The sequence below is a fragment of the Monashia sp. HAY1-2A genome, from assembly GCF_056755315.1.
This window is the reverse complement of sequence record NZ_JBNDHY010000050.1, coordinates 16,811-29,080: the sequence shown is the minus strand read 5'-3', so window position 1 is coordinate 29,080 and position 12,270 is coordinate 16,811. Positions and strand designations below refer to the sequence as shown.

Annotated in this window: 12 protein-coding genes; all 12 read right to left on the bottom strand. The window is 73.1% G+C overall.

From position 1 onward, the window contains the following. The coding region (locus ACPYOM_RS09795) for a hypothetical protein (protein WP_481345788.1) at positions 1-615 on the bottom strand (615 nt) is incomplete at its 3' end. Positions 616-741: 126 nt separating this feature from the next. Beyond that, a complete protein-coding gene (locus tag ACPYOM_RS09790; RefSeq protein WP_481340086.1) occupies positions 742-1,974 on the bottom strand; it encodes an McrC family protein in 1,233 nt (410 codons plus the stop codon). 16 nt (positions 1,975-1,990) lie between these two features. Continuing rightward, positions 1,991-4,804: an McrB family protein gene (locus tag ACPYOM_RS09785; protein ID WP_481345787.1), complete on the bottom strand. Its 2,814-nt coding sequence runs from the start codon at positions 4,802-4,804 to the stop codon at positions 1,991-1,993. Positions 4,805-4,997: 193 nt separating this feature from the next. Next, positions 4,998-5,351 carry a channel accessory protein ArfC gene (gene arfC, locus ACPYOM_RS09780; protein WP_481345786.1) on the bottom strand — a complete coding sequence of 118 codons (354 nt, stop codon included), beginning with the start codon at positions 5,349-5,351 and terminating at the stop codon, positions 4,998-5,000. Next, a complete protein-coding gene (locus ACPYOM_RS09775; protein WP_481345785.1) occupies positions 5,348-5,644 on the bottom strand; it encodes a hypothetical protein in 297 nt (98 codons plus the stop codon). Before ACPYOM_RS09775 ends, arfC begins: the two co-directional genes overlap by 4 nt. An 80-nt stretch (positions 5,645-5,724) precedes the next feature. Beyond that, entirely contained in the window at positions 5,725-6,141 is a 417-nt protein-coding gene (locus ACPYOM_RS09770) for a hypothetical protein (protein WP_481340098.1), read from the bottom strand. A 76-nt stretch (positions 6,142-6,217) separates the two neighbouring features. Beyond that, a complete protein-coding gene (locus ACPYOM_RS09765) occupies positions 6,218-7,027 on the bottom strand; it encodes an SDR family NAD(P)-dependent oxidoreductase (protein WP_481340102.1) in 810 nt (269 codons plus the stop codon). Further along, complete coding sequence (locus ACPYOM_RS09760) at positions 7,024-8,547, bottom strand: aldehyde dehydrogenase family protein (protein WP_481345784.1); 1,524 nt, start codon at positions 8,545-8,547, stop codon at positions 7,024-7,026. Before ACPYOM_RS09760 ends, ACPYOM_RS09765 begins: the two co-directional genes overlap by 4 nt. Next, positions 8,544-9,371 (bottom strand): ATP-binding cassette domain-containing protein, encoded by an 828-nt coding sequence (locus ACPYOM_RS09755; RefSeq protein WP_481340110.1) that lies wholly within the window; start codon positions 9,369-9,371, stop codon positions 8,544-8,546. Before ACPYOM_RS09755 ends, ACPYOM_RS09760 begins: the two co-directional genes overlap by 4 nt. Beyond that, positions 9,368-10,393, bottom strand: coding sequence for an ABC transporter ATP-binding protein (locus tag ACPYOM_RS09750; RefSeq protein WP_481345783.1), 1,026 nt, complete (start codon positions 10,391-10,393; stop codon positions 9,368-9,370). The genes ACPYOM_RS09755 and ACPYOM_RS09750 overlap by 4 nt, the downstream gene beginning before the upstream one ends. Next, positions 10,390-11,301 carry an ABC transporter permease gene (locus ACPYOM_RS09745; RefSeq protein WP_481340116.1) on the bottom strand — a complete coding sequence of 304 codons (912 nt, stop codon included), beginning with the start codon at positions 11,299-11,301 and terminating at the stop codon, positions 10,390-10,392. The genes ACPYOM_RS09750 and ACPYOM_RS09745 overlap by 4 nt, the downstream gene beginning before the upstream one ends. Next, positions 11,298-12,248 (bottom strand): ABC transporter permease, encoded by a 951-nt coding sequence (locus ACPYOM_RS09740; protein WP_481345782.1) that lies wholly within the window; start codon positions 12,246-12,248, stop codon positions 11,298-11,300. The genes ACPYOM_RS09745 and ACPYOM_RS09740 overlap by 4 nt, the downstream gene beginning before the upstream one ends. Between the last annotated feature and the right edge of the window lie 22 nt (positions 12,249-12,270).

Here is a 12,270-nt window from a genome sequence, read left to right as displayed (position 1 = left end):
TCCGTCGTCGGCAGCGTCAGATGTGTATAAGAGACAGTTACCGACCTGACGGCCCCACCACTTGCCCAGGCCCCACGTGTCCCCGGCGTAGGTCGCCGCGAGGACGGCGATGCCCAGAGCCTCGATCCAGTGGCTGTCGACGAGCGGGTTGGTCATGCCCGTGGCCCCGAGCGGGAACTCGGCCAGGTACATGAGGGCGAGGAGAACCGCACCGGTCCAGGCCGCGATCTTCAGGCCTGCGCCGGCGATGAGGGCGACGCCGATGCCGAGGAGGCCGGCCATGAAGACCCAGTCGGCCCACGGGCCGGCGATGCTCTTGAAGAACCCGGCGAACGGGCCCTCCGCGTGCTTCATGAAGCCCTGGGCCGGGGTGCCGCCGTTGATCCACGCCTTCGCGGCAGGAGTGGCGTAGCCGAGGCCGAAGAGCTTGTCGAAGAAGGGCCAGAGGAAGGTGAACCCGAGGACGAGCCGCAGGCCGGCCAGCAGCTTGCGGGCGATGTTCGAGCGGACGACCTCCTCCTGGAACGTGACGACACCCTTGGTCGGGTCGTGCCTCGGGGTGCCGGCGGTGCCCGATGCGCCGCTGACGGGGGTGTCACGGTGGATGGTGGCCATGGTGCTCAACTCCAGAACTTCGAGGTGTTCCGGCAGCGTCTCTGTCGGTACTACAAACGGTAGTAGTAGCGGCCATCTACGACAAGGCGTAGGAGTGTGATCCCGGGAACAGCCGCGAACGGCCGTTCAGCGGCGCGTGCGGATCAGGGTCGGCACCTCGAGCTCACCCGGGTCGTCGGCGAGCTCGCGGACGAGGTCCGCGACGGCGTCGAGCGACGCGCACACCGCCGCGTAGCTGCCGTCGAGGCGGATGGGCCGGCACAGGATGCGGGTGCCCGCGTTGCGGATGACCATCTCCGACTGCGGCGAGCGGGTCGCGTTGCAGTGCACGAGCAGGCCGGTCGGCAGGCCCATCGCCGTCGTGTACGCCACGAGGTCGACGTAGTCACGCGAGACGAGGTAGCCGTCGGCCCCCATCGAGTACTTCGCGTCACCGACGAGCACGACCTCGGTGCCCCGACGCACGACGAGGTCGGGGGCCATCGTCACGGCGCGACCCTCGTCGAGCCACACGTCCGCCTCGGTCTCGATGCGCAGCTCGGGGGCCAGCCGGTGGTCCAGCTCCTGGACGATCCACCGACGGAAGAGGTCGTCCATGTCGACCATGAGGCTGTTGGCCTGCTGGTCACCGGACTGGTGCGACAGGGACATCGCCTGCAGCACGAGCCGCGAAAGGCGCATGGCGTCGTGGTAGTGCTCGTTGAGACGGGTCACCGGCACCGGCACCGCGTGCAGCGTCGCGGGGGTGTCGCTGACGCCCTCGAACCGGCCGAGGACCCGCAGCGCCTCACGCCGCACCCGCGGGGCGAGCTGCGGCCACGAGAGCATGGCCTGCAGGGTGCAGCGGAACAGCTGGTTCTCGCGGATGTCGTTGGTGAAGTCGTCGAAGCGGCACTGTGGCTCCGCGGCGTTCCACGGCCGGCGCGCGAACTCCTCGACGAGGAGGCGCCCGCGGATCGTGCGCATGCGCTCCTCCCGGGCGACGTAGCCGTGGACCAGTCCGCGCATCGTCGCGGTGTCGATGAGGCGGATGGCGAAGTAGGCGACGCCGTCGATGAGCTCGTCGGTGTCGCTCCACGTCACGTGCTCGTGGTCGAAGGCGTCGGGCGAGACGCCGGCGCCGAGCATCGCGAAGAAGTTGGTCACCGACACCCGCGGCATGACGCGGACGACGAGCCCGGGCACCGCGAGCGCACCCACCCAGCTCGTGGCACCGATCGTCACGACGTCGGGGTCCGCGGTGGCGTGGACGACGAGCCGCTCCCCCGCCGCGGTGACGAGGGCGGCGCGGGTCACGCGGTCGAGCCGGACCGGCCCTGAGCGTCCGTGCTCGGGGATCGGGGGGAGCTCGATCGTCATCGGCGGGTCACCCGCGTCACGGCCGGCTGAGGTCGAGCTGGCCGTAGCGGGCGACGACGTTCTCCCAGCGGAACTGGGCCAGCTCGTGCTCGCGACCGTAGAGCTGGTCCTCGATGAACGGGTAGACGTTGTAGTCCCAGATGCGGCGCAGCGCCGCCTCGTCGTCGAGCCCGGGACGCATGAAGTAGCTGTGCCCGATCTGCAGGTGCGGCCCCCTCAGGGCCCGGCGCAGGTCCTCGTTGACCCGGTCGACGAGGTCGGCCACCCACACCGGCCCGTCGTTGGCCTCGAGCCAGCGGCGCAGCAGTCCCTCCATCGGCCCGTCGTGCGGCATGAAGGGCACGAAGTCGAACCGGCGGCGCAGGGCCGCGTCGACGAGGGCGATCGAGCGGTCGGCGGTGTTCATCGTGCCGATGAAGTAGAGGTTCGGCGGCAGCTCGAACCCCTCGTCGGGTCGGTAGCTCGTCTTCACCGAGTGCGAGCGGTACTCGAGGAGGAAGAGCAGCTCACCGAAGACTCGCGGCAGGTTGGCCCGGTTGATCTCGTCGATGATCATGATGTGCGGCGTCAGCGGGTCGGCCTCGGCCGCCTCGGCGAGCAGCGCGAGCGGCCCCTTGCGCAGCTCGTAGACCATCTGGCCCTGGTGGTCGATCTGGGGCCGGAAGCCCTCGAAGAAGTCCTCGTAGCTGCTGCTCGGGTGGAACTGGACGATGTCGCGCTTGGCGGGGTCGGGCTGCAGCGCCGCCGCGAACCGCTGCGCGAGGTAGGTCTTGCCCGTGCCGGGCGGCCCGTAGAAGATGACCTGCTTCTTCTCCTCGAGGAGGGCGCGGATCTCGCGGAGGAACGACTCCTCGATGAGCAGCTCCTGGGCGGCCTCGCCGATCGCGTCGTGGTCGGGGACCAGGGCCTTGTCGGAGCGCCGCATGACCCAGTGGGCGAGCTGGGCCTGGCCCCACGGGTCGTCGGGCAGGAGCGGGTCGAGCACCTGCTTGAGCAGGGCGTTGGTCTCGACGTGGGTGCGGCCCCGCGACTTGCCCTCGGTCCAGCGCGCCGGGCCGCCGAGCCGCTTGAGCATCGCGACCTTGCCCGAGTCGCCGCCGAGGGTGAACAGCGGCAGCCAGTGCTCCGGGTGGGCGATGGCGAACAGCTTGAGCACGACGCTCTCGCCGAATCCCTGGACGGGCAGGTCGTCGGAGCCGAGGACCCGGTTGATCCGCTCCTCGTCGCGCCCGTCGCCCCAGAGCAGCTCGCGGACCATGAGGCGCAGCTGGTCGATGCCGGCGGCGTCGAGGGCGTTGATCGAGCTGATGAGCACCGACTGGGCGCCGATGTCGCCGTACCCGCGCGTCGAGACGATGCGCTTGAACGTCGGCAGGTCGAAGTCCTCGAGGCCGTCCTTGCCGAGGCACGCGGCGAACACGCGGCGCTGCTCCTGGTGCCACGCGTCGCGCTCGTTCGGGTAGGGCCGCTCGGCGCGGAACAGCTCGGCCTCGCTGTCGAGGTCGACCATGGCGGCGAGCTCGAGCTCCGGGTCGTCGACGCCGCCGCGCTGGCTCGAGCTGAGGAAGCGCAGCAGCGGCGTCAGGGAACGAGCGGTCGCGACGACGTCGTCGGCGAAGTCGGCGCGGCCGAGGGCCTCGTCGCCCTTCCACCAGCGCCCCGCGAACACCTCGCCGGAGGCGTACTCGCGCCCCGCTGGCTCGAGCCGGTCCGGCCGGCCGTCCTCGTGCACGCGGACGAACGTCAGGCCCCGCGGCAGGTGCTCCTGCACGAGGCCGGCGACCTCGCGGAGCTGCTGCTCGCCCTCGCCCTCCCAGCCGCCGTGCAGGCCGAACGCGACGCCCGACGGCGTGACCCAGAGCCGGAAGCCGGGGGCGCCGGCCCCGCCCACGAGGATCCACGACGCGTAGAGGTCGGAACGGTAGGCCGAGTCCTCGCCCGCGTGGCGCTGGAGCGCGAGCGTCGGGGCCTCGAGGTAGAGCCCGGTCTCGGCCGAGAGCCGCTCGATGAGGCTGTCGGAGACGTGGTCGGCCTCACCGCGCAGCTGCCGGGCGAGGTCGGCGGCGCGCTCCTCGTGCCGGGCGCTCGGGTAGCCGGTGGCCGGGCGGAACTCGGCCGCCAGCTCGGCGGCCTCGACGCAGACGTCGAGGATCTTCGGCGCGATCCCGACGAACGCCTCGGTCTCCTTGAAGTACCAGAGGATGCGGGCCGCGTAGCGCGGGTCCTCGGGGCGCAGGGCCGAGCAGAGGTCCGCGAAGGCGACGTACCGCTCGGCGTGGCTGAGGCCGCGCTCGAGCCACCCGAGGCGCTGGAGCATGTGGGGCGCGTTCTCCCACATGTGCGGCCAGGCGCCGCCGTCGTCGGTGGACCAGAAGAGGGACAGGACGTACGCGGTCTGGGCCGGGCTGGGGGCCCGGTGCCCGCGAGAGCCCCCGCGAGCCAGGAAGGCCTCGATCGCCTGGAGCTTGTCGCCGGCGTCCTGGGGCGAGGCGGGGGTCTGCAGCGTCAGCTTGAGCAGCCCGACGACCTCGGCGTGCTCCGCGTCCGCGCGCCGCGCGAGCGTGGCGAGCCACGGCCCCCCGACCGGGCCGAAGCCGACGTAGGGGCCGTCCTTGCGGGCCCACTGGTTCATCGCCTCCTTGAAGGCGACGAGGTCGCTGCTCGCGACGAGGTCGGCGAGGATCTCTCGCAGCTCCCCGTTACGAGCCGCCCGCTCGGCGTCGAGCTCCGTGAAGAGGGCCTGGGCGTCCTTGTCGGCCTCGGCCGCACGCTCGATGAGCGTGTACTTGGCGCGCCATCGCTTGACGTCGACGGTGTCGGTGCGTGTCATCAGGCTCCCTTGCACGCCCTCTGCTCGGGCGTCGTAGTGACTGCGCGTGTGGAGGTGCGCACAGGACCGCGCAAAAGGTTACCTGTCGGTCGTCGCTGCTCCGAACTCGCGGCCCTCCCCATCGGCTGACCTTCGGATCACGCCGCCTTCGTGCCCCGGCTGGTGCGGATCGGTGACGCGCCGTGCCCCGGCCTCAGGCGGACGGACGCGTGCCCGGGCCCCCGGCGGCGGCCTCCCCGGGCGGCCCCGGAGGCCTCCCGGCCGGGTCGTCGCGCTGCGCGGCACGCCTCAGCAACGCGTCCTCGTCCTCGGCGTCGGGCATCCAGCGCGCCCCGGCCTCGCCAGAGCTCTCCTCCGAGGACGGTCCCCCGAAGGCCGACCCGTCCTCGTCCGCCTCTGCCGCCTCACCGGCCTCGTGCGCCTCGTCGCCGCCCACCGCGGCCTCACCGCTGGTGTCGGGCAGAACCCGTGTCACCCGGTGCACGGTGAGCACCCAGGTCAGGCCGCCGCCCAGGAGGAACGCGACGAGCGCGAGCAGCCACTTCACGGCCGCGCCTGCCCTCGTGCGTGGCCGGCGGATGACACGTCGGCGAAGGCCTCGTCCGCCGAACGAGCGGGCACGCGGGCCGCCGAGACCGCGATCGCGACGAGCGAGCCGACGACGAAGCCGACGACGCTCCACAGGAACGGGCTCCAGAAACCGGCGGAGGACCGTCCGAGCAGGCCGAGGACGACCGTCACGACGACCAGCGCCGCCCACCACGTGCCGCCGACCTCACTGCGGTAGGCCCGGGTCACCCGCGTGCCGTCCTGCTGCCCGGCCATCGATCCTCCGCCCACGCGCCGTTCGTACCCGGCCGGCCCGGCCGGGCGTCTCACCGTGACGGTACCCGGGGCGCGGCACCGCGCCACCACCCGGCTCAGGCGGCCGCGCAGCCGCTCTCGGGTGGGATCGCCCGGACGTCGTCGCGCCCGGCGACCGCGACGGCGTGCAGTCGGACCCCCGCGTCACGGCACGCGGCCTCGAAGGCGTCGCGTCGTCGGCGGTCGCCGGGGGTGGCGTCCGGGGCCCCCGGACGGGCGAGCACGAGGGCGACGTCGTGGACCTCGTGCCTGGTCAGCTCGGTGAGGAACCGCCGCAGCACCTCCGGCGCCTCCGTGCCCTCGGGCAGGCGCACCGGTTGCAGGAGGCGTCCGTTGGGATGGCAGAGCAGGACGTACGCGGCGCCGTCGGACCTCGACCGCTCGGTGGCGATGAGGTCGGCGACGCCCTCGAACACGTCGGGGTCCGTGACGGGTCGTTGGGCCCAGTCCCTGGGCAGGTCCTCGAAGCGCATGGGGACGAGCATCCCCGCCACCGGTGACAGTCGTCGGTCGTCATCCACAGGCCTGCCCCGGCCGGATGGGCGGGAGTCAGCTCGGGGGCGTGTACCGGCCGTCGATGACGGTCCACCCGCCGTCGACGAACAGCTGGCTGCCGGTGACGAACGAGGACGCCTCGGACGCGAGGTACACGACGGCACCGACGAGCTCGTCGGGTCGCGACCAGCGTCCGAGCGCACTCTTGTCGGCGTACGCGTCGGCCCACTCGGGCACCGCACGGATCTGCGCGGTCAGGGGGGTGTCGACGATGCCGGGCGCGATGGCGTTGACGCGCACACCCTGCCGCCCGAGCTCGACGGCAGCCGCGCGCAGCAGCTGCACGAGCCCGGCCTTCGTCGCGGCGTAGACGCCCTGGCCGGGCTCGACGGTGACGGCCCGGATCGAGCTGAACCCGACGATGCTGCCGCGGCCGCGCTCGGCCATCCCTCGGCCGAAGGCGCGGACGAGGTCGAAGGAGGCCCGCAGGTTGAGCCCCACGACGCGGTCGAACTCCTCCGCCGTGTAGTCGAGGACCCGCTTGCGGACGTTGGTGGCGGCCGTGAAGACGAGGACGTCGACCGCGCCGAGCTCGTCGGCGGCCCGGGCCACGGCGGCGGCGTCGGTGACGTCGAGCGCGTAGGCCTCCAGCGTGGCGCCGGTCCGGGCGCCGATCGCGACGGTCTCGGCCGCGGCCTCGAGGTCGCGGTCGGCGCACACGACCTGGGCGCCGTGGGCGGCGAGGGCCAGCGCGCTCTCGCGGCCGATGCCGCTGCCGGCACCGACGACGACGGCGCGGCGGTCGTCGAGGCGGAAGAGCCGGGCGTAGTCGGGACGCTCCTGCGACGTGACCGCGGCGCTCACCGGGGTCCTCCCGCCGGAGCCGCGCTCGTGCCGGTGCCCGTGGCCGTGCTCGAGACCCTGCCCGTGGCCGACGGCCGGATGATCGCCATCCGCGTCACCGTCAGCTCCTCGATGGCGAAGCGGGGCCCCTCACGGCCGACGCCGCTGTCCTTGACGCCGCCGTAGGGCATGACGTCGGAGCGGAAGCCGGGCACCTCGTTGACGACGACACCGCCGGTCTCGATGCGGTCGATCGCGGCGAAGGCCGCACCGAGCGACTCGGTGTAGACGCTCGCGTGCAGCCCGTAGCGGGACCGGTTGACGGTCTCGACCGCCGCCTCCAGGTCGGGAACGGTGCGCACGACGACGACCGGTCCGAACACCTCCTCGTCCCAGGCGTTCTCGCCGTCGGGGACGTCAGCGAGGACGGTCGGCTGCATGATCCCGTCGACCACGTCGCCGCCGTGCACCAGGGTGCCGCCCGCCTCGACCGCGGCGGCGACCCAGGAGCGCACGCGCTCCGTCGACGCGGCGTCGATGAGGGCCGACACACGGGTCGACGCGTCGCGGGGGTCGCCGACGACGACGTCGCCGATGCGTCGCGAGAGGGCGGCGAGGAACCCCTCCCGGGCCGGCTCGACGACGACGACGCGCTGGACGCTGATGCACGCCTGCCCGGACGCGTAGTAGCCGCCTCGCACGACGGCGTCCGCCGCGGCCTCGACGTCGGCGTCGGCCGCGACGACGAGGGCCGCGTTCGAGCCGAGCTCGAGCAGGACCTTCGTCGGGGCTGCGTCCCGGGCGATGCGGTGGCCGACCGCGGCGGAGCCGGTGAAGGAGACGGCCGCGACACGGGGGTCCGTCGTCAGCGCCACCCCGACGTCGACACCGCCGGTCACGAGCTGGACGGCACCGCGCGGCCCACCGGCGGCCGCGAGCGCCTCGCGGACGGCGTGGACCAGCCACAGCGTCGCGAGCGGCGTCTGCGGGGCCGGCTTGACGACGACCGGGCACCCCGCCGCCAGGGCCGGCGCGAGCTTGTGGACGGCGAGCAGCAGCGGGTAGTTGTAGCCGGCGATGCCGACGACGACCCCGACCGGCTTGCGGACCCAGAACCCGACGAGGCCCTCACCACTCGGCAGCAGGTCGAGGGGCACCGTCTCGCCGTGGAGGCGCGCGACCTCCTCGGCGGCCGTGACGAGGGTCAGCAGCGTGCGGTCGACCTCGACGCGGCAGTCGACGAGGGGCTTGCCGGTCTCGAGGACGAGGAGCCGCTCGAGGTCGTCGCGCCGCTCGAGGAGCCGGCGGTGCGCCTCGGTCAGGGCGGCGCGCCGCACGTGCGAGGGGAGGGCGGCCACGGTGCCGCGCAGCTCGTGCGCCACCGAGATCGCCTGTCGTGCATGCTCGGCCGTGCCGACCGGGGCCTGCGCCACGAGCTCGCCGGTGTACGGGAAGCAGACCGGGGCGGTCGTGCCGGGGTCGGTCCAGTCGTCGCCGAGGGGCAGGCCGGCGGGGTGGTCCGGCGTGTACGTGGTCGTCACCGAGGGTCTCCCAGGAGGTCGGAGGCGCCGGCCCCGTCGAGGGCGCGGCGCATGCTGGGCGCCGCCCGGAGGAGGCGCTGGGTGTAGGGGTGCTGCGGGTCGTCGAAGATCTGCGTCGTCGGGCCCGTCTCGACGATCTCGCCGCCGCTCATGACGGCGACGCGGTCGCACAGGTGTCGCACGACGGACAGGTCGTGCGAGACGAACACGAGGGTGAGGTCGAGGTCGGAGACGAGGTCGCCGATGAGGTTGAGCACCTGGGCCCTGACCGAGACGTCGAGGGCACTGACCGGCTCGTCGGCCAGCAGGATCGAGGGCCGGGGCGCCAGCGCCCGGGCGATGGAGATGCGTTGGCGCTGGCCCCCGGAGAACTGGTGGGGGTAGCGATTCGCCGCCTGGGACGGCAGCCCGACGGCGTCGAGCAGCTCGGCCACACGGGCGTCACGGTCCGGGAGGCCCTGTGCGACAAGGGGTTCGGCGATGATGTCGCGCACCCTCATACGCGGGTCGAGTGAGCCCATGGGGTCCTGGAAGACGAGCTGGAGGCTGGAGCGGAGGAAGCCGAGGTCTCGCTCCCGCCGGCCGGTCACCTCCATCCCCTCGACGCGGATCTCGCCGCTCGTCGGCCGGTCGAGGGCGGCGAGGAGGCGCATCAGCGTCGACTTGCCGCACCCGGACTCGCCGACGATGCCGAACCGCTCGCCGCGCTCGACCTCGAAGGAGACGCCCTTGAGCGCCTCGACCACCGGACCCTTGTGCCGCAAGGAGGTCCGTGGCCGCCGGTAGTCGCGCCGCAGGTCCGTGACGCTCATCGCCGCGGTCATCGGGCCTCCTCCCCCGCCGGGTGGAAGCACGCGTACCCGTGGCCGGCGTCGGGACCGGTCCACGGCGGCACGGTCGCACAGACCTGCGTCGCGTGGGCGCAGCGGTTGCGGAACACGCAGCCGTCCGGGAAGGTGCCGGCCGCGGGCACGGAGCCGGGGATCGTCGGCAGGCGCCCCTCGGCGTCCGCGGCGTCGAGGTCGGACGCGGCGAGCAGCCCCTCCGTGTAGCGGTGCCGCGGTCGCCGGAACACCTCCTGGACCGGACCCGCCTCGACGACGCGACCCCCGTACATGACGAGGACGCGCTCGCACACCGTGGCGACCACGGCAAGGTCGTGGGTGATGAAGAGCAGGGCGGCGTCGCGGGCCGCGACACCCCGGACGACGAGGTCGAGGACGCGCGCCTGCACGGTGACGTCGAGGGCGGTCGTCGGCTCGTCGCAGACGAGCAGGGCCGGGTCGTTGGCGAGGGCGATCGCGACGACGACGCGCTGCCGCTGGCCGCCGGAGAGCTGGTGCGGGTAGGCGCGGGCGGCGTCGGCGGGGTCCGGCAGGCCCACCTGGTCGAGCAGCTCGACGACGCGGGCGCGCACGGCCCTGCGGTCGCTCGGGGCACCCGTGCGGTCGCGGTGCAGCGTGATGGCCTCTGCCACCTGGTCACCGACGCGCATCGTCGGGTTGAGGGCGGTCATCGGCTCCTGGAAGACCATCGCGACCTCGCCGCCCCTCACCCGCTTCCACTGCCCCTCGCTCGCGGACACGAGGTCGGCGTCGACGCCGGCGAGGCGCACCGAGCCTCCGACGCGGGCATCCTCCGGGAGGAGCCCGAGCAGGGCCAGGCTCGTCAGTGACTTGCCCGACCCGGACTCGCCGATGAGGCCGACGCGCTCGCCCCGGTCGATGGTGAACGAGACGTCGTGGAGCAGGTGGTGACGTCCGATGCGGACGTCGAGCCCCTCGACGTCGAGCACGCGGGTGCTCGGGGAGACCGCGTCCCGCGGACGCGCGGCGACGGCGCTCATCGGCGGTCCTCCAGTCGCGGGTCGAAGTGGTCGCGGAGGCCGTCGCCGAGCAGGTTGAAGCCGAGGACGGCGAGGGCGATGGCGGCGCCGGGCACGAACGCCAGCCGCGGCGCGGAGAAGAGCAGCTCCTGGCTCTCCTGGAGCATCCGGCCCCACGACGGCGTGGGCGGCGGCGTGCCGTAGCCGAGGAACGACAGCGCCGCCTCGGCCAGCACGGCGATGGCGAAGGAGACCGAGGCCTGGACGATGACGAGGCCGCTGACGTTCGGCAGGACGTGTCGCAGGCCGATGGCCCACGCACCGCGTCCGGCCGAACGGGCCGCGAGGACGTACTCGGTGCGGAGCACCTGCAGGGCGCCGCTGCGCACGAGCCGCACGAAGCTCGGCACCGAGGCGATGCCGATGGCGACCATGGCCACGAGCGTGCTGCCCCCGTAGACCGCACCGAACATGATGGCGAGCAGCAGGGCGGGGAAGGCGAGCAGCAGGTCCATGCCCCGCATCAGCGTCTCACCGAGGCCGCGCGGCGCCATGGCGGCGACGATGCCGAGCGGCACCCCGACGAGCCCCGCGACACCGACCGCGACGACCCCGACGAACAGCGTCGTCCGGGCGCCGACGAGCACCTGGCTCAGGACGTCCCGGCCGAGCTTGTCGGTGCCGAGCAGGTATTCGGGATCACCGACCGAGCGGAGCCGGGCGGACGCGTCGACGAAGGTCGGGTCGTGCGGCGTCCACACGAACGACACGAGGGCCATGAGCACGACGAGGCCGACGAGAGCACCACCGACGAGGAAGCTAGCGCCCGGGCGCCGTCGGCGCGGGCCCGCGGCCACGATGCCCGGCTCGGCGCGGAAGGTGTCGGGGTTCAGGCCCGCGGGATCGGGACGGACGGTCTCGGTGCTCATCGGGCGCCCACCTTGAGTCTCGGGTCGATGACGAGGTACAGCAGGTCGACGAGGAAGTTGACGACCAGGACGGCGACGACGAGCAGCATGACGATGTCCTGGACGAAGACGAGGTCGCGGTTGGAGACCTGGTCGAGCAGGAGGCTGCCGAGGCCGGGGATGACGAACACCCGCTCGACGACGACGGCGCCGATGAGCAGCGTCGCCAGCTGCAGCGCGAGGACCGTGACGACCGGGATCGCCGCGTTGCGGAACCCGTGGCGCCACAGGGCCCGCGTCGGGCCGAGGCCCTTGGCCCGCGCCGTGCGGATGTAGTCCTCGCGCTGCACGTCGAGCACGGCGCTTCGCACGTAGCGGGTGAGGACGGCACCCTGGACGATCCCGAGCGAGAGCACCGGCAGGACCAGCTGGCGCAGGAACATCGACGGATCCTCGTTCGGGGGCGTCCACCCGTTGGCCGGGAGCCACTGCAGCTTCACCGCGAAGACGGTGATGAGCAGGATGCCCATGAGGAACGCGGGCACGGCGACGCCGACCTGCGAGAGCGCCGACAGGACGATCCCGCTCGGTCGCCGGTGCCGCATCGCCATGAGGGTGCCGAGCGGCAGCGCGAGCACGAGCGCGACGACCATGGCGCAGACGACGAGCCACAGCGTCACCTGGAGCCGGTCGAGGATCTGCGGGGCGATCGCGGCCCGGGACACGTAGCTCGTGCCGAGGTCGAACCGGACCAGCCCCCCGACCCACGACAGGTACTGCGTGGCGAGCGGCCGGTCGAGGCCGAACTCGCCACGCAGCTGGGCGACCGCCTGCTCCGACGCGTTGACGCCGAGGGCGACGCGCGCCGGGTCGCCCGGCAGCAGCACCATGAAGGCGAAGACGAGCACGGAGCTGACCACGAGGCTCGCGAGGAGGATCGCGGTGCGGCGGACGACCTGGAGCAGCATCGGTGTGGGTGTCCGATCGGTT